Origin of the sequence: Pseudomonas sp. BJa3, assembly GCF_026343815.1 — a bacterium.
Lineage (GTDB): Bacteria > Pseudomonadota > Gammaproteobacteria > Pseudomonadales > Pseudomonadaceae > Aquipseudomonas > Aquipseudomonas soli.
On sequence record NZ_JAOXMC010000013.1, the window covers coordinates 107787 to 131022 of the forward strand.

The 23236-nt window shown below is 58.7% G+C and carries 22 protein-coding genes; 11 read left to right on the forward strand and 11 right to left on the reverse strand.

Annotation, left to right across the window (positions count from 1 at the left end):
- Positions 1 to 17: 17 nt before the first annotated feature.
- From OH705_RS17640 to OH705_RS17655, 4 genes are all read right to left on the reverse strand, one after another.
- Positions 18 to 2414 (reverse strand): TonB-dependent siderophore receptor, encoded by a 2397-nt coding sequence (locus OH705_RS17640; RefSeq protein WP_267302640.1) that lies wholly within the window; start codon positions 2412 to 2414, stop codon positions 18 to 20.
- An 81-nt stretch (positions 2415 to 2495) separates the two neighbouring features.
- Complete coding sequence (locus OH705_RS17645) at positions 2496 to 3494, reverse strand: FecR domain-containing protein (protein WP_267302641.1); 999 nt, start codon at positions 3492 to 3494, stop codon at positions 2496 to 2498.
- Positions 3491 to 3997 carry a sigma-70 family RNA polymerase sigma factor gene (locus OH705_RS17650; protein WP_267302642.1) on the reverse strand — a complete coding sequence of 169 codons (507 nt, stop codon included), beginning with the start codon at positions 3995 to 3997 and terminating at the stop codon, positions 3491 to 3493. Before OH705_RS17650 ends, OH705_RS17645 begins: the two co-directional genes overlap by 4 nt.
- Positions 3998 to 4119: 122 nt before the next feature.
- Positions 4120 to 5037 carry a LysR family transcriptional regulator gene (locus OH705_RS17655; RefSeq protein WP_023629551.1) on the reverse strand — a complete coding sequence of 306 codons (918 nt, stop codon included), beginning with the start codon at positions 5035 to 5037 and terminating at the stop codon, positions 4120 to 4122.
- A 125-nt stretch (positions 5038 to 5162) separates the two neighbouring features.
- Here OH705_RS17655 and OH705_RS17660 point away from each other — a divergent pair, with 125 nt between their 5' ends.
- From OH705_RS17660 to OH705_RS17685, 6 genes are all read left to right on the forward strand, one after another.
- A complete protein-coding gene (locus OH705_RS17660) occupies positions 5163 to 5921 on the forward strand; it encodes a 5-oxoprolinase subunit PxpA (RefSeq protein ID WP_267302643.1) in 759 nt (252 codons plus the stop codon).
- A gap of 93 nt (positions 5922 to 6014) precedes the next feature.
- Positions 6015 to 6260, forward strand: a complete 246-nt coding sequence (locus OH705_RS17665; RefSeq protein ID WP_023629552.1) for an acetyl-CoA carboxylase — start codon at positions 6015 to 6017, stop codon at positions 6258 to 6260.
- Positions 6261 to 6270: 10 nt separating this feature from the next.
- Positions 6271 to 7644, forward strand: coding sequence for an acetyl-CoA carboxylase biotin carboxylase subunit (locus OH705_RS17670; protein ID WP_267302644.1), 1374 nt, complete (start codon positions 6271 to 6273; stop codon positions 7642 to 7644).
- Entirely contained in the window at positions 7641 to 8513 is an 873-nt protein-coding gene (locus OH705_RS17675) for a 5-oxoprolinase subunit B family protein (RefSeq protein ID WP_094011987.1), read from the forward strand. The genes OH705_RS17670 and OH705_RS17675 overlap by 4 nt, the downstream gene beginning before the upstream one ends.
- The gene (locus OH705_RS17680) at positions 8510 to 9484 is read left to right on the forward strand and encodes a biotin-dependent carboxyltransferase family protein (RefSeq protein ID WP_267302645.1); all 975 of its coding nucleotides are present in this window, start codon (positions 8510 to 8512) and stop codon (positions 9482 to 9484) included. The genes OH705_RS17675 and OH705_RS17680 overlap by 4 nt, the downstream gene beginning before the upstream one ends.
- 184 nt (positions 9485 to 9668) lie before the next feature.
- Complete coding sequence (locus tag OH705_RS17685; protein ID WP_267302646.1) at positions 9669 to 10919, forward strand: purine-cytosine permease family protein; 1251 nt, start codon at positions 9669 to 9671, stop codon at positions 10917 to 10919.
- Positions 10920 to 11017: 98 nt separating this feature from the next.
- Here OH705_RS17685 and OH705_RS17690 read toward each other — a convergent pair whose 3' ends face one another.
- A complete protein-coding gene (locus OH705_RS17690; protein WP_267302647.1) occupies positions 11018 to 11575 on the reverse strand; it encodes a GNAT family N-acetyltransferase in 558 nt (185 codons plus the stop codon).
- 391 nt (positions 11576 to 11966) lie between these two features.
- Between OH705_RS17690 and OH705_RS17695 the strand changes: the two genes are divergently transcribed.
- Entirely contained in the window at positions 11967 to 12278 is a 312-nt protein-coding gene (locus OH705_RS17695) for a hypothetical protein (protein WP_267302648.1), read from the forward strand.
- A 169-nt stretch (positions 12279 to 12447) separates the two neighbouring features.
- Complete coding sequence (locus tag OH705_RS17700) at positions 12448 to 13269, forward strand: hypothetical protein (protein WP_267302649.1); 822 nt, start codon at positions 12448 to 12450, stop codon at positions 13267 to 13269.
- 139 nt (positions 13270 to 13408) lie between these two features.
- On the opposite strand, the gene OH705_RS17705 is transcribed toward OH705_RS17700, so the two are convergent.
- Positions 13409 to 14692: an MBL fold metallo-hydrolase gene (locus OH705_RS17705; RefSeq protein WP_267302650.1), complete on the reverse strand. Its 1284-nt coding sequence runs from the start codon at positions 14690 to 14692 to the stop codon at positions 13409 to 13411.
- A 116-nt stretch (positions 14693 to 14808) separates the two neighbouring features.
- Between OH705_RS17705 and OH705_RS17710 the strand changes: the two genes are divergently transcribed.
- Entirely contained in the window at positions 14809 to 15483 is a 675-nt protein-coding gene (locus tag OH705_RS17710; RefSeq protein WP_267302651.1) for an MltR family transcriptional regulator, read from the forward strand.
- 319 nt (positions 15484 to 15802) lie between these two features.
- On the opposite strand, the gene OH705_RS17715 is transcribed toward OH705_RS17710, so the two are convergent.
- From OH705_RS17715 to OH705_RS17725, 3 genes are all read right to left on the reverse strand, one after another.
- Positions 15803 to 16678 (reverse strand): hypothetical protein, encoded by an 876-nt coding sequence (locus OH705_RS17715; RefSeq protein ID WP_267302652.1) that lies wholly within the window; start codon positions 16676 to 16678, stop codon positions 15803 to 15805.
- An 80-nt stretch (positions 16679 to 16758) separates the two neighbouring features.
- On the reverse strand, positions 16759 to 17148 hold the full coding sequence (locus tag OH705_RS17720) for a hypothetical protein (protein ID WP_267302653.1): 390 nt from the start codon (positions 17146 to 17148) through the stop codon (positions 16759 to 16761).
- Positions 17149 to 17449: 301 nt separating this feature from the next.
- Positions 17450 to 18364: a LysR substrate-binding domain-containing protein gene (locus OH705_RS17725; protein WP_267302654.1), complete on the reverse strand. Its 915-nt coding sequence runs from the start codon at positions 18362 to 18364 to the stop codon at positions 17450 to 17452.
- Positions 18365 to 18505: 141 nt separating this feature from the next.
- Between OH705_RS17725 and OH705_RS17730 the strand changes: the two genes are divergently transcribed.
- The gene (locus OH705_RS17730; protein ID WP_094011997.1) at positions 18506 to 18901 is read left to right on the forward strand and encodes a RidA family protein; all 396 of its coding nucleotides are present in this window, start codon (positions 18506 to 18508) and stop codon (positions 18899 to 18901) included.
- A 356-nt stretch (positions 18902 to 19257) separates the two neighbouring features.
- Complete coding sequence (locus tag OH705_RS17735; RefSeq protein ID WP_416383584.1) at positions 19258 to 19482, forward strand: DUF3077 domain-containing protein; 225 nt, start codon at positions 19258 to 19260, stop codon at positions 19480 to 19482.
- 107 nt (positions 19483 to 19589) lie between these two features.
- Here OH705_RS17735 and OH705_RS17740 read toward each other — a convergent pair whose 3' ends face one another.
- Positions 19590 to 19832, reverse strand: coding sequence for a hypothetical protein (locus OH705_RS17740; RefSeq protein ID WP_267302655.1), 243 nt, complete (start codon positions 19830 to 19832; stop codon positions 19590 to 19592).
- An 869-nt stretch (positions 19833 to 20701) separates the two neighbouring features.
- A complete protein-coding gene (locus tag OH705_RS17745) occupies positions 20702 to 23185 on the reverse strand; it encodes a TonB-dependent siderophore receptor (protein ID WP_267302656.1) in 2484 nt (827 codons plus the stop codon).
- Between the last annotated feature and the right edge of the window lie 51 nt (positions 23186 to 23236).

Sequence of the window (23236 nt, forward strand, 5' to 3'; positions counted from 1 at the left end):
TGCGGGGCGTGCGAACGTCAGAAGTTGTACTTGATACCCGTCATGATGTTTCTTGGAGCACCGTACATACCGTGGTCGCCGGCATAGCTGAGGTATTCGCGGTCGAACACGTTGTTCAGATTGACTGACGCACTCAGATGTTGGTTGAAGTCATAGCGAGCCATGAGGTTGGTGACGGCGTAGCTGCCTTGGGTGAAGGTGTGCAGGTCGGCACCGGTCTTGCTCTGCCAGTTCACACCGCCGCCGAGGGTGACCTTGTCCAGAATGCCCGGCAGGCGATAGCTGGTGAAGGTCTTCAGACTGTGGCGGGGCAGGGTGGTAACGATACGCTGGTCGTCAGCGTCGGTGCTCACCGCATAGGCATAACCGGCGGAGGCCTGCCAGCCTTCGGCCAGTTCTCCGTCCAGGGTGAACTCAGCGCCCTTGGTAGTAGTGCCCTGTTCCGACTTGTAAGTGTTGCCGCCTGGAGTGTCGATCCAGATCGCCAGGTTGTCCTGCTCGATCTTGAACAGCGCGATGCTGGAGTTCAGCTTGCCGTCGAAGTGGCTGCCCTTGACACCGACTTCATAGCCGGTGCCTTCCATCGGGTCCAGTGGCTTGTTGTTGATGTCGCGAACCCAGGACGACTGAGGGTTGAAGATTTTCGTATAGCTGGCATACAGCGACCACGTATCGTTGACGTCATACACCACGCCGGCATACGGAATGTAGACGCCGGTTTCCGATTCCTTGGTCTTGGTGTGTTCTGCGTTGTAGGGCTTGTCCTCGATGTCACGATGCCAGTCGATCACGCGGCTACCCAGCAAGATGCTCAGATCGTCGGTGGCATGCAGGCGCGTGGCGAGGTAGGCGGCGTATTGGGTCTCGTCGACAGTGGATTTGCCCGTGACGTCGAATTCCGGTTTCACCGAGGCGCCGTTCCAGTTCAGCAGGTTGTCGATCGCGCCGGCGGGAGAGCCCGAGTAATCGTATTTCCAGCCGCCGTAGCTTGGCACGCTCTCGTAGTAGTTGGACAAGGTCACACCGGCGATCAACTCGTGCTCGCGGCCCAACAGGCCGAACGGGCCGGTCAGGTAGGCATCGATGTTGTTCTGGCGTGGGATACCGGAGAAGCGCACTGGCAACTGAGTGGTGCCACTTCCATCCGGGTTGAGGCTACCGTTCACGTAGTTGAAGACTTCGTCAAACTTGTTTTCGGAGTGGGTCAGTTCGATCTTCCCGCTCCAGCCATTGGCAAGCTGCTGCTCGATCGAGGTGAAAAAGCTGGTTTGTTCATGGTCGTTGTAAGACCAGGTCTGAGCCGAATTGAGCGAGCGTTTGAGGTTTGCACGAGAGCCGTCAGTGAAGCGGGTCGGCAAGCCGGAGCGCATGGGGGAGTCAACGTCTGTGCGTTGATAACTGAAGCCCATCGTCAGCAGGGTGTCCTCGGTCAGGTCGAACTCGGTAATGCCGTAGATTAGTTGCGAGTCCTGTTTGTAGCGGTCGATCCAGGACTGCTCGGTCTTGAAGTCGGCGACCAGGCGACCGCGTACGTTGCCGGTTTCGGTCAGCGGGCCGGATACATCAAAGCCGGTACCGTAGCGGTCCCAGTTGCCGGCTTCAGCGGTGACGCTGGCCTGAGCCTCGGCGGTCGGACGCTTGCGGATCAGGTTGATCGTCGCTGAAGGGCTGCCCAGCCCGCTGATCAGGCCGGTAGCACCGCGCACTACCTCCACACGGTCATACATGGCCATGCCCTGGGTGTAATTGTCCATGCGCTTGACGGTGGGCACACCATCGATTTCAAAGTTCTGGATCTCGAAGCCGCGAGAGAAGTAACCGTCGGATTCGGCACCCTGTCCGTCGCGCAACACGATGATGCCCGGTGTGGCATCGAGGGTATCGCTGAGATTGGTCAGGCGCTGGTCATCCAGGCGCTGGCGGGTCATGACGGTCAGCGACTGCGGGGTTTCCTTGGGGGTCAGGTTCAGACGGGTCGAGCTGCTGGATGAGTAGGTGGTATAGAGCCCGGTGCCCTCTGTAGTCGACCCGGGAGCCTTGCCCGAAATGGAAATGCTCTGAAGCTCCAGGGCGGCAGAGGCCGGTGCGCGCTGGAGGGTGTATCGCCCATCCGGCTGGCGAACCGCAATGAGTTGGCTGCCCTCGAGTAACGCCTGTAAAGCGCCGTCGACCGTGTAATCACCATTCAAGCCCTGGCTGTTTTGCCCGGCAATCAACTCATTGGGAAACGACAACAACAAGTGGGCTTGCTGGCCCAGCTGATTGAGCGCAGCGCCCAGTGGCGCCGGGGCAATTTCGTAGTGCTGCACGTGGCTATCGGCGGCTGCCCAGGCTGGCGCTGAAGTGGCGAGCAGAACCGCTGCGGTAGTGGCGAGCGAGGTTACGTAGCAGGAGGAAATACTGCGGCGATGCATGTGAAGTTTCCCGATGATTTTTGATGTATGGCCTATGAGTCTCGCCAGAAATCAAAACGGCTCATCGAGGACGAAAAAACTTCAAACGTTAGCGGGCAGGGGTCGCAAGTTGATCCACAGGCGAGTGAAACGCTGTACATCCAGTTTCAGTGTCTGGGCGACGGCATCGATGATTCGATCACTGTCTGCCAGCGGGTAGGTGCCCCATACACGCAGATTGGCCAAGGCGGCGTCGCACCCCAGATGCCCATGACGATACCGGCCAAGCTCATCGAGGAACGCCTGAAGCGGCTGGCCGTTGGCGACGATCATGCCTTCGGCCCAAGCGGGAGTGGATGCTTGCATTGCCCCCTGGTCGAGCATCCCGAGCGGCCCGAAACGCGCCAGCTGCCCGGCTTGCAGGGTGGTCCAGGTGCTGGCTTGAGTCGGCAGGACGTCAAGCGAGCCACGATAGACCGCCAACTGGGTCGAGCCATTGTCAAACTGCCGCATCGTGAAACGCGCCGAGGACGTCTGCGCCCGAACCTGAGCGGTTTCGATAAACAGCGCCGGGTTCAAGGCAGTGTTGATCAGGACCTCGCCGCTGAGCAATCTCAGGTGCCAGCGATGGTCAGTCGCGCGAGCATTTATCGCGCTACGGGTATTGAGTTCAAGCGACAGATCCGAGGCCAGCGCAACACGTCGCTGCTCGCCCACACCCGTGGTGTACTCGGCACTCATGCGCGACACCAACTCGCTGTCGCGACTCAACCAGGCACCGGTACCCGCAGCCAGCAGCAAGGCCAGGCCCTTTATTGCCCGACGCCTGCTCAGCCCTTCCTGGGAGGGGAGCAACAGCGCCTGTCGGGCGAGGCCAGGATCGCCTTGGGTGCGCACTGAATCGAGCTGCGCCCCCAGCGCCAAGGCTTTTTCCCAGGCCAGTTCATGCAAGGGGTGTTCACGACGCCACGCCATGAAAGCGGCCTGTGCGGGTGAATCAAAATGGGCCTCCTGCATATCGAGCCACCATTCCATCGCTTCCTCACACATCTTCGGCGATAGCGAGGGTTCTTGGCCAAAGGCGTTTGCGGTGATAGTCATTGCAGCCATTCCGTCACCAGCATGCATCGCGCCCCCGCCTTGATGATATGGCGCTTGACGGTAGCGATTGAAATATCCAGCCGCTCGGCAATTTCTGCGTGGCCGAGCCCATCGAGTTGCGACCAGAGAAAAGCCTTCTTGACGGCGACATCCAGTTCGCACAGCGCTTCGTCGAGTCGTACCAGCGTCTCGAAAAGAATCAATTGGGTCGCCAGATCCGGCAGTTCGCTTTGGTCCTCGGTCTGCAGCGCCTCCAGATAGGCTTTTTCCAGGCGTGCGCGGCGGTAGTGGTTGGACAGGACACTGCGTGCCACCTTGGCCAGAAAAGGGCGAGGCTGGCGGATTTCAAGTGCCTCGTTGCTGGCCAACAGACGCATGAAGGTGTCCTGCATCAAGTCAGCCGCGCGGTGTGAGCAGCTCAATTGCCGATACAGCCAGCTACGCAACCAGCGGTGTTGCTGTTCGTAGAGAGCAGTGAGCTGAGCGGTATCGATGGATGCCATGAGCTGCCACAGAACTGGTGCAAATGAGACTTAGTATCATATGGGATTAATTGAGTATCGACAAGAATGCACAAGGGCGCAGCGCATGACTGGCCTGATGGATCAGGGGCATTTGCTTGCTTTCAGCGCCGTGCGGAAAGTTGCTGCGGCGCCAGGAATGCGTCGTGGAAGTAATTGTTGAACGCGTGCATCGCCGGGCTGAATTCTCGCTCGCGATGCCAGGCCAGGCCGACGCTCATGGGGGTGACCTTGTCGGTGATGGTCACGGTTTCGATGCGTTTACCCTCCAGCGACCAGGGGCGGTGTACCAGGTCGGAGAGGATCGCCACGCCGCTGCCGTTGGCCACCATGCTGCGCACCGCTTCCACGGAGCTGGTGCGGATTCGCACGTTGGGCTGCTGTCGGGCATGTTCCCAGTAGCGCATGGCGCTTTGTTCGGCTTCGTCGACGGTAAGCAGGATGAAGGGCTCCTGTGTGACGTCGGCAAGGCTCACGGCCGAGTGTTCGCACAGCGGGTGATGGCTGGGCAGCCACAGCCGGCGCTCGGAATTGAGCAGGGTTTTCGAAACGATGTCCGGGTGGGTCAGGTTCGATGTCAGCACCACCGCCATGTCGAATTCGCCTTCCAGCAGGCCTTGCTCGATGGCCTGGCGCTCCCGTTCGTGCACTTCGATGGCCACGTCCGGGTGCCAGTGTTCCAGGCGTTGCAGATGATGCGGCAGGAAGTAGCCGATTACCGTGTAACTGGCCGCTATTCGCAACAGGCCGGTGGCGCGAACGTCCGGCAGTGGGCTGTTAAGGGCGTCGTCGACGCTGCGCAAGATCACGTAGGCCCGATTGAGAAAGTGCCGTCCGGCATCGGTCAGGCTCATGCCCTGTGCCGAGCGCTGGAACAGCAGCGTGCCGAGCATGCCCTCCAGCTCCTTGATCGCCGTGGTTACCGCCGACTGGGAAATATTCAAATGAATCGCAGCCTGGGAGATTTGCCCGATCTCGGCCGTGGCGACGAAATAGCGAACCTGGCGCAGGGTCAGTGACATGAACACTCCGCTTGATGAGGTATCTGATTTTCAGAAGATAACCCCTCTGATAATAGATCTTCCCAAGGGGGCGGCTGGAATTTAACGTGCTCTGCATGAAGTCACAAGGGTCAGGAGCAAGTGTCATGCAGGCAGTAGATTTCAATTCGGACATGGGCGAAGGCTTCGGTCCGTGGACTATCGGCGACGGCGTCGACAACGAACTGATGGGCTTCATCAGCTCGGCCAACATCGCCACCGGTTTCCATGCCGGCGACCCCGGCACCATGCGACGCACTGTCGAGCAGGCCAAGCGCCTGGGCGTGGCCGTTGGTGCCCATCCGGGCTTTCGCGACCTGGTCGGGTTCGGCCGCCGTCACATCAATGCACCGGCCCAGGAGCTGGTGGACGACATGCTCTATCAGCTGGGCGCCCTGCGTGAACTCGCCCGGGTTCAAGGCGTGGCCCTGCAACACATCAAACCCCACGGCGCGCTGTACATGCACCTGGCCCGGGACGAAGAAGCGGCGCGTTTGCTGGTGGAAAACCTGCAGCGCCTGGAGCCCGAGCTGCTGCTGTATTGCATGCCCGAGTCGGCGATCTGGCGTATCGCCACGGAGCTCGGCCAACCGGTGATCCGCGAGTTCTACGCCGACCGCGAATACGACCTCAGCGGCTCCATCGTCTTCACCCGCAACGTGCGTGCCTACGACCCGACGCAAGTAGCTGCGCGGGTACTGCGTGCCTGCCAGGAAGGCGTGGTGCGCACGGTGGAGGGTGAAGACCTGGCGATCGAATTCGACTCCATTTGCTTGCACAGCGATACACCCGGTGCCCTGGCACTGGTCGAGGCTACCCGTAATGCGCTCGATGGCGCAGGGATCCAGGTGCGCGCACCGCGATAACGCAACCGAAGACACTGGCACGCAGACGCCAGGACTTACTCGACACACAGATTTCTTGCCTGCCTTTCTACAAATATTCCAAGAGGAACAGACATGGCGCAGCACACAGTCATCACCCCGTTGCCGGGGACTTTCTACCGCAAGGCCACCCCGGAATCGCCGAACTACGTCGAGGCCGGTGCCAACGTCAGCGCCGACACGGTGATTGGCCTGATCGAGGTCATGAAGCAGTTTTCCGAACTGACCGCCGGCACGGCAGGGCGTCTGGACGCGTTTCTGGTCGAAGACGGTGATCCGGTGGAGCCGGGTCAGGTCATCGCCACACTCGAAGACGCGTGAGGGCACGACCATGACCCAAGGCATTGGTAAACTGCTGATCGCCAACCGTGGCGAGATCGCCGTGCGGATCATCCGTGCCGCGCAAGCGCTGGGGATTCCAACCGTGGCGGCGTGCAGCGAAGCAGACGTCGATTCCCAGGCCGCACGCATGGCCGACGAAGTGCACATCCTCGGCCCGGCTCGCGCCGACAAGAGCTACCTCAATGTCGAAGCGCTGCTCGGTGCCCTGAAGGCCACCGGCGCCAACGCGGTGCACCCAGGCTACGGCTTTCTCTCGGAGAACGCCGAATTTGCCGAAGCGGTGCAAGCCGCCGGGGCGATTTTCGTAGGCCCAAGCCCCGAGACCATCCGGCGCATGGGCGACAAGGCCGAGGCCCGGCGCACTGCGCAAGCCGCGGGTGTGCCGGTGGTGCCCGGCTCCCCGGATGAACTGTTCGATGTGGAGTCGGCGCTCAAAGCCGCCGAATCCGTCGGTTTCCCGCTGCTGATCAAGGCCTCGGCCGGTGGCGGAGGGCGTGGGATTCGCCTGGCGGAAAACCCGCAGCAACTGAGCGAAGAATTCCCCCGTTCCCAGCGCGAAGCCCAGGCCGCCTTCGGCAATGGCGCGGTGTATCTGGAGCGCTTCATCGGCAAGGCCCGGCACATCGAAGTGCAGGTGCTGGGCGACGGCAAGCATGCGGTGCATCTGTTCGAACGCGAGTGTTCCCTGCAACGCCGCCGGCAGAAGATCTTCGAAGAAGCGCCGTCGCCGGTGCTCGATGCGCAGCAGCGCGAGACCCTCTGCGCGAGTGCCGTGCGCCTGACCGAGGCCCTGGGCTATCAGGGCGCGGGCACCCTTGAGTATCTGTACGACGACGCCACCGGCGAGTTTTTCTTCATCGAGATGAACACGCGGATCCAGGTGGAACACCCGGTCAGCGAGCTGATCACCGGCATCGATCTGGTTCAGGCCATGTTGCGCATCGCCGGCGGCGAACCGCTGGGCCTCAAGCAAAGCGATATCCGGCTCAACGGCGCGGCCCTGCAAATGCGCCTGAACGCCGAAGACCCGGCGCGGGATTTCTTCCCAAGCCCGGGTCTTGTGCAAGCGCTGAACTGGCCGGAAGGCGAGGGCGTGCGCGTCGACAGCCATCTGTATGAAGGCTACCGGGTACCGCCATACTATGACTCGCTGCTGGCCAAGCTGATCGTCCATGGCAGCGATCGCGCCGAGGCCCTGGCCCGCGCGCGACTGGCCGTGGAGCAGACCACGCTCACGGGCATGGCCAGCACCTTGTCTCTGCACGGCGAGTTGCTGGAGCAACCCTGGCTGCACACCGCCGACTTCCACACCGGCACTTTGGAAACCTGGCTGGCCGAGCGCCGCAGCGGAGGTGCAGCATGAACAGTCCGATTCGCTACAGCTTTGGCGCCGACGAACATCTGTTTGCCGAAGTCAGCGACAGCATGTCCCTTGAAGCCTTCTTCAAGGGCATGGCCGTCACCCGTGCGGTGGAGCGCCTGGCCCTCGATGGCGTGCTCGACGTGTGCCTGGCCAACGCTTCGTTCCAGATCCGTTTCGACCCGGACCGCATCGCCCCGGCCGATCTGCTCGAAGCGGTGAAGGGCGCCGAAGCCGAGGCCGTGGCCGAGCGCACCCTGCACACCCGGATCATCGAAATCCCGGTGCTCTACAACGATCCGTGGACCCACGAAACCCTGATGCGTTTTCGCGACCGCCACCAGGACCCGAACGCCACGGACCTGGAGTACGCCGCGCGCATCAACGGCCTGGCCGACGTCGAGGCGTTCATCGCCGCCCACAGTGGCGCGCCGTGGTTCGTTTCGATGGTGGGCTTCGTCGCGGGCCTGCCGTTCATGTTCCAGATGGTCGAGCGCGAACGCCAGTTGCAGGTGCCCAAGTACCTGCGACCCCGTACCGACACGCCGAAATTGACCCTGGGCCATGGCGGCTGCTTCGGTTGCATCTATTCGGTACGTGGCGCCGGTGGCTACCAGATGTTTGGCGTCACTCCGGCACCGATCTACGACCCGCAGCAGAACCTGGGGTACCTCAAGGAACACATGGTGTTCTTCCGTCCCGGCGACATCGTGCAGTTCAAGTCGATGGACCGCGATGCTTATGACCACGCCGTGGCCGAGGTCGAAGCCGGGCGCTTCGACCTGCGCATCCGTCCAGTAGAGTTCTCGCTCGATGCGTTTCTCGCCGACCCGATCGGCTATCCCAAGTCGCTGCAGGAGGTGCTGGCATGATCAAGGTACTCAAACCCGGTCTGGCCACCTCGGTGCAGGACCTCGGCCGCGAGGGCTACTACCACCTGGGTATCCCGCCTTCCGGGGCGCTGGACCAGTACGCCCTGAGCGCGGCCAACCAGTTGGTGGGCAACCCGGCCAATTCGGCGGCGCTGGAGTGCACCTTGCTGGGGCCGGAGCTGGAGTTTCACCAGGATGCCCTGGTGGCGGTATGCGGTGCGCAGATGACGCCGAAAGTCGATGGCGTGGACATGCACTTGGACACAGCCTTCGAAGTGAAGGCCGGACAAGTGCTGCGATTCGATTTTCCCAAGGCTGGCGCGCGGGCTTATCTGGCGGTGGCCGGCGGTATCGATGTACCGGTGGTGCTCGGCAGTCGCTCCACCTACACATTGGGGGCGTTGGGTGGTTTTCAGGGGCGCAGGCTGGTGATGGGTGATGAACTGCCGATCGGCATTGCCAGCGGCAAGGGGTGTGTCGGGGCAAGCCTGCCCATGGCGTTGCGACAGTCGCTGGGAGGGGAGATCACCCTGCGGGTGGTGCCAGGGCTGTACTACGACCGTCTGACCCTGGCGGCGGCGGACAGCTTTTTTGCCGAAGCCTGGACCGTCGGCTCGGAGGCAGATCGCATCGGCTATCGCTTCAAGGGTGGCAGCCCGCTGAGCTTCCAGCCTCGCGAGCAGCCGTTCGGCGCCGGCTCCGATCCTTCGAACATCGTCGACAGCTGCTACCCGATCGGCTCTATCCAGGTGCCTGCAGGGCTCGAGCCCATCATTCTGCACCGCGATGCAGTGTCCGGTGGCGGCTACGCGATGATCGGCACGGTGATCAGCGCCGACCTCGATCTGGTCGGCCAGATGCAACCCAACCAGAAGGCCCGCTTCGTCGCGGTGACTCTGGAAGAGGCGCTGCAAGCCCGACGTTCCTACAAGAAAAAACTCAGCTATCTGAGCAAGCTGTTCCCTTCCTGATCTGCCCGCCGTACTGCGCGGGTAAAGCCAAAAAAGGCTAGCCAACGCCGCCCCTCGGTGCGGGGGCGGCTGCCCGCGCTTCAACCTCTGACTGGCTCTGGAGTTCACGCATATGGCTGCTTTATCGCAATCGAGTCAAACCGGAAAGGACCCGGCCAATCACCCCGTTTCGACCGACGCGCGCATGGGGCGACTGTCGTTGACCATGGCCTGGTGGGCGGTGTGCAGTGCAATGTTCTATATCGTGGTCGGCGCTTCCCTGGCGCTGTCCTACGGCGCGCGCAATGCGTTGATCGGCATGCTGTTGTCGGTGATCAGCTATGGCCTGGTCAACAGCGTGCTCAGTCGCTTCGCGATGCGCAGCGGTTTGTCGGTGGCGCTGTTTTCGCGGCTGCTGTTCGGTAGCACCGGTGCGTGCCTGGCGACGCTGATCTTCTTTTCCACGGCCATTTACTACGCGGTTTTCGAGGGTTCGGTGATCGCCGTGGCGCTCAATCACCTGTATCCACAGTTGGCGTATCCGCTGGCTGCATTGCTGGTGGTGCTGTACAGCGTGCCGATGGTGATGGGCAGCGTTCAGCATTGGCTGGACAAGCTCAACGGTGTACTGCTGCCGGTGTACCTCGGCGGTCTGCTGGCGGCGGTGGGGTGGTCGATCAGTCGTTATGGCTACCAGCCGCAATGGCTGGACTTTGGCCCGGCGATTCCCGCTGCATTGGGCTGGTGGGACTGTTTCGTGGCATACATGGGGGTCTGGATCCTGATGCTGTTCACCTTCGATTACGCGCGTTTCGGCAAACCTGAGGACGCTGAGTACCATGGTCGCTGGAACTTCGGCATGCCGTTCTACATGGTGACTTTCCTGCTCAATGGCGCGGCGGGCATCTATCTGGTCAGCAGCATTCCCCACGAAGGCGCGCTGAACGAAGTGTCGGTGGTCATGGCGATCCTGCAGTTGATGGGGCTGTGGGGGCTGTTGTTCGTCTGGGCCACGCAAACCCGGATCAACACGGCCAATTACTACCTGGCGACCTTGAACATGCAGGCGTTCTTTTCCCGTTTCGGCCTGTGTGGTTCGTACCTGCTGTGGGCGCTGGCGGTTGGGCTGATCGTGTATGGCCTGATGCTCGCGGATGTATTCGCATACTTGCTCAAGGCGTTGGCCTACCAAGGCATCTTTGTAGTGGCTTGGGTCGGCGTGGCATTAGCGCAGATTCTTTTGGGTCGTCTTGACGTGGTTGCGCTCGGCGGGGAGCGCGCATGGAATGCTGTCGGCTTGACGGCCTGGTTTGGCGCCACCGCTTCGGGGCTGGCCTTGATGTTTGCCGGTGGCGGGCTGGGCAGCTTTTCTGCACCATCGACTGTAACGATTGCGTTCGCCTTGCAAGCAGGTTTGTCCAGACGAAGCCGGGTACTATCGCAGTCGATTCAGTAAGTTTTAGCCGTTACACCTCCGGGGGGGGGACGGAAAGTCGCCGAGCGGCGGTCAGGCAATTCGAAAGCAGGCGAGGAGCGGACGCAGTCGTGAAAAAACTAGCGACTGGCAGTCGAGCTTTCTAACCAGGCAGCACGAGTCATTTCCCATACTTCGACCTCCATCCGTCCAGATACGAAATCTCCTGGCCGCACGTCTACCAAGCGCATACCCTCATGTTCCGAGACCCTGCGAGATGCGTCGTTGGCAACCGCTTTGGGAACCTGCATGACCGGACGCGACAGTGTCTCGAACCAATAGGCATTGATGATCCGGCATGCCTCGCGCATGTAGCCCTTTCCCCACCACTGTGGAGCGAGCCAGAAGCCTCTGTTGTTTCCAGGCTGATCATACAAACTGATGCTACCCAGGGTGCAGCTGGCATCGTCGCGCATGCGGATCATCCAGTGCCATTCACGACCTGCTGTCATGGCAGGCAGGGCGATATCTCGGACATAGATCAGCGCCCCGTCTTCTGGATACGGCCATGGGACACGACGATCGAGGTAGCGAACCACCTCCCAGCAGGGGAACAGCTCCTGGATGATGGGCGAATCCTCTAACTGGAGGGGGGTGAGAACCAGCCGATCAGTGACAAGCGTCGGAAGACAGTCCATGACATTCGTTCCTGGGCATCCCTGTGAGATTTTGATTATCTGTACCGGGCTGGTTTGTGTCGACTGCTTCTGGCCGTTAGCTGACCTTCGCCAAGGGCAGCCATGGGGCGAAAGCGGTCACTCGCGACTGGCTGCTTTCGACCCAAAGCTGCCTCTCAGCCAACATCTTCCCACGACCACATTTTGCAAAGCCTCTAGCGTTGGCCCGGGACGCTGGCATGCAAGTCAGCGGCAATTCCCTTCGTCATCCTATGATTTTACCCCGTTCTCATTTTATGGGCGCGTCACTCGAGCTGCTTTAAGCAGAACACGAAAATCGGCACGCATAAGCCTACGTGGGCTAAGATAGAAATCTAAAATCGAGCTATAAATTGATCTGTAGGGAGTAGTTATGGCTACACATGGTTTGTTTTTTGATGCGGAAATCATCACAGCAGAAAAAATAGAACGCCCATTTCCAGCTCATGACGGTGCTAGTTTAGAGAGAGAGCTTAGATGCTTCTATGGTGAGACTGCGCATATAAAAGTTAGTTATAGAGGTCAGTTTCAAGTGGGCGTGCACACTGACATGTGTCACGGAATGTATTTTTTAGCCACCATAGGGAATGACACCTTTTACTATATTTCCAACGAACCAGGATTTAAATATTTATCTCTGGTTTTTAATAATCAAGCAATGCAAGAGCAACAGAGTATCTTGTAATATCCAGGGCGTATCATTATTTCCATACATATTCGATTCACTGCTCTTGGCCGAAAGCTGTCCCTTGCAAAACTCAGCTTTCGGCCGGAAGCGGAGGGGGTCCCTAAAAAATTTGGCGGACTCCAGAAGCCGTTGGCATGGTCATCAAAATTCAATAGGGCATATCAAGATGTACGAAGAACGGTTCATTGCTTTTGTAGATATATTGGGATTTGGCAAGCTAGTAGAGAAAAGCGCCGTCACACCTGATCTACCTAAAAAGATTCTTGATGCATTGATGGCGATGCATCCGGCACAAATCGAAGCTGAGCTGGTCACTACTGTTAATTTTGAGCTAATTCCTGCGGGGGAAGTAGAGCGGGTTCGAGAAACCGCTCGACATATGTCAACAATTCAGCAGCAACTGCACCCAGTTAGCATTAACTACTTTTCTGATAGCTTGGTATTATCTGCCCGCTCTGATGATATTATTGCGTCGCAAATGGTCCTGGATCTACTAACTAAAATTAGCGCAATGATGTGGATGTCACATAACCTATTGCTTCGCGGTGGCGTGACAGTCGGAGAGCTTGTCCACATCCAAGGTGGCCCAATGTTCGGGCCAGCAATGAATCAAGCATATTTCCTTGAATCCGAGAAGGCCAACCATCCTAGATTTTTGATCGATAAGCATTGTATCGAGCATTACAGAGCTGTTGATACATTTAGATTGTTCGAGTCGTTCATAGAAGAAGACGGTGATTACTACTATGCCTCTCTTGCGACCGCTTTCAGACATATTTTGAATGACAGTTCCCTGGTCATGTCCGGAGAAAAAGTTCTTCGTAAGTTCCGACAATCGATGCTGAAAGCGCCAGCAGAGATCGAAAAGCTGCGGGAGCAATTCAAAGACGACGACAGAGTACGCCCCAAATATGAATGGCTGGCCAAGGAGTTCGAGGCACGAATTCCTGAAGTGGATCCCCCGTATCCATGTGAAGACGGCGATTAATGGCGTCAGCTTTTGCAAAAATTTTAAGACCTCTTTTGGCCGATAGCTGTCCGTAGTCACAGGCAGCTATCAGCCAGAAGCGGACACTGACTTCGAGGGGTTTACCCACATGACACGGGTGGAGGCTCATCTCATTGGTTTAGCAGGAGCATCTGTGCCCATGGGTGCGCATCGGAAACCAAATCGGACGTTTCGAAAAATGGATCTCAGCCGCCTGTCGCGGTTTTTTAGTACGAGGACAGTTAGTACATATGCGCAGTGAAGGATCAATGCGACGGTAAGTAGGTCCTGGATGACTAGCATTCCCGCCAGAGCGCACCCAGCAAATCACTTTCACTTCATCGCTAAGATGATTATATGCCGCCAGATTGCTCTCGGAGCCATGGTGAGGTGCAGTGGCAACCACGTAACGTGATGCTTCTGTAGGCCATCGTAACCAGCTCGCAGAATAATTCTTTCCCTTCCCCAAGGGCGAATCGCCCGTAAACAAGATACTAGGTCCTAGCCAGTAGTCTTTGGAAGCCGGTGATAGAAATACCAAACATTCTTCATTAACCGGGGTGAGGCGTACCAGAAATGATAACCCAACAGGCGGGGGCAGCGGGGTAGCAAGCTCAACCGCATTGAGGGGTATGAGAAAACCTCTATCCCCCCCACCAGCACGATCCGTTCTCGCAAACTCCCCAAAATCGAACCAGCGTACTTTGACGCCGTGCCGCATGGCCTGCACAGCTATCGCGTGAATTCGCTCAGCGGTGTCGATCAAACCTAACCAGAAGGAAGCGACCGTTTTGCTAACCTTCTTTTTGGCCACCCGATACCTGATCCGACCGCGACCATTTCGAAACGCTCTGGCCGCGCGCTCCGCAGCAGGTCTGTCCTCTGGCAGTTCAGCATCCAACGGGCCAACGCTCCTTTGTTCATCTATTTGTATGAAGGGCTTTTCATAGTCATCTCCATCGGCCAACCTCTCAGCATTTTTGTAGTTATCTCTGTCAGCCAACCGCTCAGAATCTCTGTATGCATCTCTCTGACCACTGATGTAAGAGTGCATCCGCTCCTCGAACTCTTCAGGGTCTGCATCGAAAGGGGCAACGTGGATTTCCTGATCCAAGGTTTGGATGAGGTCATCCACTACGACAGCCGGGTTTTTTAATAGCACAGGCAGCGACTCTGCCCACGCCCCCGGCAACCAAAATTCCCGGACTTTTATCTTCGACCTGTCCAGCAGATCGACCAGTCCACCAGCGTGGTCATGGTCAGCATGGGTGCAGATAACAACATCTAGGCGATCCACACCGTATTTGGTCAGCTCTCCTGAGAGAAGTACGCTGCTCCTTCCACCGTCGACCAGAATCACGCGGCCTGAGCGGCGTAGTAAAAATGCGTCACCCGAAACCGGCAGCGCTACGAGCTGATCCATCAATTCCCCCAAGTCTTCCACTCAACTAAAAATCCACACAGGAAATCGCCCCTACTCATCCCCGTAGTATAATATACCTATACCACGTACTCCACTTAATCGCAGCGAGACGCTTCATGTCACAAAATAATGAGCACGATGAACTTGATTTTGAAGGCGGCCTGGATCTAATAGTACCCGGCACAAAGCAAAGGACTGAAATTCTGTTCAGGATCGGGGCCGAACTAAATAAAGAATCAGACCGTGGATGTGCTCTAGTTGCAGCCGCATATCTTGAGAATGAAATTAATGAGCTGCTCAGTAGTTTTTTTGTTAAGCAGGGCGCGAGAGCGAGAGCAGCGTTATTTGATTTCAATGGTCCGGTAGGGACATTTTCATCGAAAATCAAAATGTCGACTGCATTGGGGCTGATACCGGAAGAAATCCATAATTCGCTTGATCTTATTCGCAAAATTAGAAACGAATTCGCTCATCTCCATGAGCCACTTGACTTCGATTCGCCAAAAATCAGACAGCAGGCAATGAGTCTTCTACCGAGTTTTAATGCAGCACAAGAATCCATCCGCGAAAATTTCATATGTAAAATCCAGAGCATTGCAGCCACTATCCACCTATGTATTGCTCACACTTTCCCACGACAAGCTCCGAAATATGAGCAAGTACCAATACGCACAGATGCCAGCGAGCAGCAAATTGAGTTAGCCGCACGTCGATTGATGAAAACCACGGCACCAGACATCACATATGAACAAGCAGTAGAGATGGCGCGACTCGTCAAGGAAATTAAATAACCATGGTTCACCCCTGCTTCTAAGCGGCCTATCAACCAAGTTTAATTAGGACTGGCCACAACCAGTCCTTCCACCAAGATTACATGCGGATCAAATCAATATGGCTGAACAGCTATCGAGCAAAGCCGTGAATCGAATATCCTTTCAGGCCATATACAGGCCCTGGTGAGCTTTGGCTATCGGCCAGAAGCGGACACTCAGCAATGGCCGCTTCCGCCCCATTGATGATCCCTATGGACAGGACTTTAGACAACCTGTAGCGGCCATTGACCAATCGCGCAAAACGGCCATTTAAGGGACCTACGAAAACAGCGACGATTCATTTTTCCGACTCCTCTTGAGCACCGAGACTTCGATACCTTTGCTTACCCCACACTGTAGGGTCTGGCGTCACCTCAATCACCGTCGCCGGTGGCCGATTGATACGAAAGCCGGGCTCCATTTTTTCACGCATTTCCAAGTACTGCCCCAGGAAGGCGTCGTACGCCAAGCGGGGGGCGTATTGCACACTTCCGTTCTGATCCACTGCTTCACCGTGGTAGAAGAAGTCCACCCCCTGGGCAAGAGGCAAGGACAGGCTGGCGATAGGTTTGTAGTCGCCTTCATAGAGCGTGAGACGCAGCTTTGCCTTTATCCCATACAACAGGCCCATCTGTTCGGCAAACCAATTGATATACATATCGCCGTTGATGCGCACAGGTTTGATTGCGGGCACTGTATAGGCGGTGTCTAGATCATGATTCTTGCGAAGGCGGCTAGCCATGCCATGGAGTTCCAACCCTTCACCAAGTCTGATTTCCACCTGCTCCCCGGGCTCGATCTTGATTGGCTTGTTAACTGAGAGCGCAGGCCACAAAAGGTTTTTGCCACCATATGAGCCACCGCCTTTCGATAGATTTCTCGCCTGAACTATCTCCCATTTGGCTGCTGTCAGGACGATTATGGCTGATGTGATATTTGTCGCGCGTACCGATAAGTAGACCTGCTCATTTACAGACTTTTTGTCCCCGCTCGGTTGTCCGAACATGGGCGTTGGGCTGAACCAAGCGTCTGACACGAAGAGCCTACGGCCACGACTCGAGGCAGTGATGTCGGAGAGGCGCTCTAATGCTTCTTTGGTGATCCCTATGCAGTAGCTAGTCACCGATGCCCCTGCGCCAGTGACGATCGCCGAGCAAGGATCTGTCGTCTGCATGTTCGGTGATCCTGCGATACCCAGCTGGGGCAGCGATAGCACCGCAAGCATCACTATCGAGCGGTAACTTCTTTGCGTCATCATGGGCGGGTATCGACTGTGGCTTTCACAACAGCACCTTGTCCGGTCACGATCGGCGAGGCAGCGCCGTGGGTGGAGAAGCCGTCTCTCCTAGAGGCTTGCGCAGAGGTCGGATTAGTAGGCCCTGTGACATGCACTTCCACTTGTGCATCAGGCGCAGTGACGATGGGAGAGGCATCTGTATAGGTGGCAATAGGCGGGGTCGGATATTCGGCCGGCTGGAGTGTCACGCCTATCCGATCGGCCTGTGCCTCGACCTTGAGCCCGCGATTCTGGATTACTGCCGCGCTGCCCAATGCTCCGATCACAATAATCAGTGTGAGCGCCATTATGTTGCGGATGCGGTTGCTGTTTGCGGGGGTGTTTTGCGAGAAGTTGTTCGAGTCCAAAGGCATTCTTCCTTATTCGCATTGCGAGCTGCTGTACTCCTAGGGGATATGGTGCCTCAGAACGAAGTCGAAAGTCATGAATCGCGTCTGTTTGCGTAGGTCCCTCAAATGGCCGTTTTGAGCGACTGGTCAATGGCAGCTCTTGTCCGGCTGAAACTCTTGGCGACCGGCAGCTATGGGTCGGAAGCGGCCAGTCACGAAATGCCAGTAACGACCCATAGTCGGCCTCCACCGCACTGTCTGAAAACGGGCAAAAGCAAAAATTCGGAGTGCCTGGTCCTGGAGCGGCCTTGCACTTGTATCAGCCAATCACCGGCGCATGTTCGGCCATCAATTCGGTTATCCAGTCGATAAACACCCGCACCTTGGCGCTGACATGGCGATTCGGCGGGAAGGCCAGGTACATCGGCATTGGCGACATGTGCCAGTCTTCGAACAGTGGCAGCAGTTCGCCGCTGATCAGGTGCGGTTTGGCCATGTACTGCGGCAGCCAGAGCATCCCGAGGCCAGCCAGGCCGGCGGCAAGGTACGCATTGCCGTCATCGACTGTCAGTTGCGGGCGCGCCTGGACCTCCAAGCGTTCATCACCTCGGTGCATCGCATAGGGCAAGGTTTTGCCTGTGCGAAACCAGAGAAAGCCGACGGTTTTGTGCTGGCCTTCCTCCAGCTCAAGGGGGTGAACCGGCGTCCCGAAGCGCTGCAGATAGCCGGGCGTGGCATAGATGCCGAGTTTCAGATCGCCCACATGCCTTGCCACCAAGGACTGGTCGGTGATCTCGCCGCCACGCACCACGCAGTCAATGTTTTCACCGATGATGTCGACGATGCGATCGCTCACGCCCACCGTCAGCTGGATTTCCGGATAACGTGCAAAGAACCCCGGCAAGGCGGGTATGAGCAGCATTCGCGCCAGCGGGCTGGGTACATCAACCCGCAGCCGGCCGCGCGGCGCCATCGACGCGCTGGACAAGCTGGTCTCGGCGTCGTCCATGTCTGCCAGTAACCGGACGACGCGTTCGTAGTAGGCCGCGCCGTCGGCGGTGACATTGACCTTGCGTGTGGTGCGGTTGAGCAGGCGCACGCGCAGCCTTGCTTCCAACTGCTGAATGAGCTGCGTCACGGTGGTCTTGCTCATGTGCAGGGTGGCGGCCGCCTTGGTGAAACTGCCGGTCTCCACCACCCGGGCAAACGCCTGCATTGCATCGAATCGGTCCATTCCACGCCTCGTTCGCCCCTGGATTGTTTGGAGTATACAAACAGTCCTGGCCAGCGCTGCCCGTTTATCCAGGCAGGTGGCGTTTTTTATAGTGGCCTCACCGTAAACAGCGGGCCGCGATGGCCCAAAACGAGGTAGGCCATGTCCAGCAAACGTGATGTCGTTTTCCCGCCAGATCGCCATGCTTTGTACGAGTTGCACCGCTACTCACCAGCGATTCGCTCCAATGGTTTTCTGTTCGTATCCGGTCAGGTCGGCAGCCGCAAGGATGGTTCGGCCGAGCCTGACCTCGCGGCTCAGGTTCGTTTGGCCTTTGCCAACCTCAACGCGATCCTGGCCGAGGCGGGCGGGAGTTTCGAGGATGTAGTTGATACGACCATCTTCATGGTCGACCCCGACTCGAAATTCGAAACCATCTGGGAGGTGGCAGCCGAGTATTGGGGCGAAGCACCTTATCCCACGGTGACCGCTATCGGCGTGACCTGGCTGTCCGGTTTCGATTTCGAGATCAAGGTGATTGCGAAACTGCCGCAATAGTAATGGGGTAGGGGAGCATGTTCATAGCGCGTCCTACAGGCATGAATAAGATGTTCCCTAGTTCGAGTAGTCTGGTTCCGAAGCATGCGTTGACCACTGTTGCGCCCCCGAAGTGGCGGCTAGTCTCGCTGGGTCGTATCAACGGCCGGGTCTGCAAGCCTGCGCGGTATTACGATGGTGCTCACCATGAGCCTCGGCGTTGAGTCGTGGGTCCCGCTTTATGGTGGCTGCGTGCGGGTGACCTTTTGGTCAGCCGGGTTTTCGCCTCGTAATGCCCCGGTCTTGCAGGCCTGTACGTAGCTGCCATCTTTCACTGTCCGCCGAATTCCCTCTCCTTAAAGACGCCCCGCACCTGCCTGGAAGGCGCCACCAAAGGTACGCGGCTGTTCCGCGTAGAGCCTGGCAACTGTGCGAACCACGCCATGGAGCAGGCCTCCGTGCTGCTCGACAGCGCCCGCCGGGCGTCTTTCATCGGCGTGATGGACAACGAACCGGTGCTGGTCTGGGCATCGCACTACCTGAGCGATATGGCCAAGGCATTGATGGATGATGCGCATATGGGGATTTTGAAGAAGGTGTGACACAGACAGGGGAGGCACGCGCAGGGCCGCCCCGACTTGCGCCTGTCAGAAACGCCCCCTGAGTAAAAAAGAGGCGGATTTTTCCTCGCCAGAGTTTGGAATGGCTATCAGTCCATATCCGAGAATCGCCGCCGCGTCAGGAACAGCACCACGCCTAGCGGCACAGCCAGTAGCGCCAGCAGCTCCAGGTCAAAGCCCAACACCTGTTGCTGGTCGACTTTGAAGATGCCGACCAAGCCTGCGGCTAACAGCGTCAGGCCCAGCCACTTGCGTAAGGGGGATGGTCTCAGAAACTGAACGAGGAGTGCGCCCAGTACCAGAAGGATGGCAGCTTGCATGATGTAAGGCATGTACCGCTCCTCAGACCTTGATGACCAACGTCACGCCAGAACGCTGCGGGCCAATCCCGCCATGAACCTCTCTCGATGCACTTTCCATAAGGGTAATTTGCGAGAGATTGAAGACGATCCCTTCATCGGTTCTGTACTGAGTGGTCCTCTCAAGCTTCATGCGCGTGTCCATTCGTGCAAAAGAGAGGATGTTCTACTAGCGATGGCGTAGATGCAAACTGTCTCTCGGATAGCTGGGTAATGGGGTAGGGAGCAAGCTCGTATCGCGTCCTCCAGGCATGAATAAGATTTTCCCTATTTCAAGTAGGCCGTTTCCGAAGAATGCTTTGGCCACTGTTGCGCCCTCGAAGTGGCGGCTAGTCTCGCTGGGTCGTTGCCAAATCAACGGCCGGGCCTGCAAGCCCGTCTGAACATCGAACTGTACTCACCCTCGAGTCGCTGGCGTTTTCCAGTGGTTGTGCTCAATGGTGGCTACGTGTGGTTGGCCCTCGGGCCGGCCGGGTTATCGCTCGATGTTCCCCGGACTTGCAGACCCGCACGTAGCCGCCACCCATCCTCCTGCAGGTGAATGTGTGTCTGGTTGATCATTCATGAACGTCGAGTACGAAGTCATGTTGAAGATCGTCCCGGATCCACCACCGTCCTCCGAATCCCCCCACCTCCTTGAAGACACTCTGGTCCAGGCTACCGAGTACGTCATGTGTGCGTTCGCCGTCGCCTATCAGTCGTTTTGACGGATGATGCACATATGGGAATGTAGTAAAGGCCTCCAGGTGTCCGCCGCAAATCTTGCAGCGCTCGATCTAACAGGTGCAGATGCCTTCGTGGCGAACACCTTGAAAAGCCCGGCGCTTACGTCCCTGCACCCATCAGAAACTCCCCTTGAGCGTCACCATGAAGTTGCGCGGCTCACCGTAGTAGTTGCCCCAGCCAGTGGCCCCGACAGTCGAGTAATAGCGCTTGTCCAGCAGGTTGTTGCCGTTCAGCGCCAGGCTCCAGTGGTCGTCCAGGCGGTACTGCACGCGGCCGCTCCACAGCGAGTAGCCCGCTTGCTCGATGCTCAGGTTGCCCTGGCGGCGGAAGTTCTCGCTCTGGCTGGAAACCCCGGCCCCCACGGTCCAGCGGTCGAGCGCGCCGGCGAGCTGGTAATCGCCCCAGACCTTGAGCATGTGCCGGGGGATGAAGCTGGACGTGAAGTTGAGCTCGGTCGGCTCGGTCTGGTTGATGGTGTTCAGGTACTTGGTCTGGGTGTAGGTGTAGCCCGCCAGCAGTTGCAGGCGCTCGATGGGCGAGCCGCTGACTTCGGCCTCGAAGCCCTGGGCGCGCACCTTGCCGCTGTCGGTGTAGCAGTACTGGTCGCCCGAGCCCTTGCAGGTGTCGACGAAGTCGGTTTCGGCGCGGTGTTCCTCGATGGTGCGGAACAGGTTGAAGGCGGTGTTGAGCGCGCCGCCGAACAGTTCACCCTTGATGCCCAGCTCGTAGTTGGCGCCGGTCTTCGGTTGCAGGGCCTGGCCCTGGGCGTTCACCAGGTTGCTCTGCGGCTGGAAGATATCGGCGTAGCTGGCGTAGGCGGTCCATTCATCGTTGAGGTCATAGAGCACTGCGGCGAAGGGCGTGACCTGGCCGTTCTCCTGGCTGCGGTTATGCACCCAGTAGTCCCAGGCCTGGGTGTAGGAATCGCTTTTGTTGCGGTACCAGCTAACCCGCGTGCCGAGCACCAGGGTCAGCGGCTCGGCCAGTTTCAGGCGCAGGGTGGCGTAGGTGCCGTACTGGGTGGTGGTGGAATCCGTGGGAACGCTGCCGCCACGACTGGGGGCGGCCAGGAACGCGTCCTTGGACGGGTGCGGGAAGGCCGGCGACGGGTCGAACGGATTCTGGGTGCCGCCCAGGCCTCTCAGGGCGAAGTAGTCGTGGGTCTGCTGGCGGCTGGCGTTGGCGCCGACGATCAACTCGTGCTCAAGACCGAATGCCTCGAACTTGCCGTCGAGGTAGCTATCGAAGCCGTAGTCGTCCTGATCGTAGTCGAATCGCCCGGCGTAGCGGCCGATGGCGGCACTGCCGGCACCGACCGGCACCGCGCCCTCGGCGTAGCCGTACTCGATGTTCTGGTTGTTGTGGGTATAGACCGAGGCGAAGTTCAGACTCCAGTCGTCGTTGAAGCGGTGCTTGAGGTCGGCGAAACCGGTGGTGCGCTGGCTTTGCTGGTCGTTCCAGCTGGCGCCCAGGCAGGTGGAGCGCGACAGCTTCAGGTCGCTGCCATCAGCATAGCGGGGCAGGCCGTGGTAGCAGGGCGAGGCATCGACGTCCTCATAGGCCAGGCCGACGCCCAGGGTAGTGTCAGGTGTCACGTCCCAGTCCAGGGCGCCGTACAGCACCTGGTCCTGGCGCTTGGCATTGTCGTAGAAGTACTGGCGATCCTGCAGGGTGGCCACGGCGCGGCCGCGCACGGTCCCTGATTCGTTCAGGGGGCCGCCCACGTCCACCTGGCCGCGGTAGTTGTCCCAGGTGCCGGCGGACAGGGTCAGTGTGGTCTGGGCCTTGTCCTGGCCACGTTTGCGCACGAAGTTGACGCCGCCTGCCGATGAGCCGGAACCTTTCATCATGCCGGCCGCGCCCTTGAGGATCTCGACCCGGTCGTAGAAGGCCATGTCGCTGGAGAAGCTGTTGGCCTGCACATAGTTGCCGCCCACGTCCAGCGGTACGCCGTCGTACTGGTACTGGCCGTCGAGGTTGAAGCCACGGGAGTAGAAGTACTTGCCGCCCATGGGCGAGTCGTAGACGGTGATGCCGGGAGTTTTGTCGAGCACCTGTTCCAGGGTGTTGAGGTTCTGGTCGTCGAGCATCTTGCGGGTCATGACGGTGACCGACTGCGGCGTCTCCTTGAGGGTGTGCACGCCTTTGCCGATGGTCACCGCCCGCGCTGCATAGGACTGGGTGCCCTCGCTTGTGGCGTCGAGGCGGTTGGCGTCGATGGTCAACGGCCCCAGCTCCATCGCGGGGCCACTATCAGCCGGGATCAGCACATAGCCGCCATTGCCCTGGCGTTGGGCTTGCAGCCCGCTGCTGCCGAGCAGGCGCAGCAGGCCTTCCTCGACGCTGTAGCTGCCGTCGAGCCCGGGGGTGGAGAGATGGCGGGTCTGCTCGGTGTCGAACGAAATGGTCACCCCCGCCTGCACGCCGAACTGGGTGATGGCGTTGCCCAGGGGGCCGGCTGCGATGTGGTAGGCGGTCTGGCTGACGGCCAGGGCGTCGACCGGCGCGAACATCAGGCCAGGCGCGGTGGCGAGGGACAGGCCGAGGGTGAACCGGTGGATGGCGTGGCGCAGGCGGGTGCTGGGCTGGAGCAGGGGCATTGGGTGATCCTTGCGTGTCATGGCGGAAAGTCGCTGTCGTCGCGGCTTGTG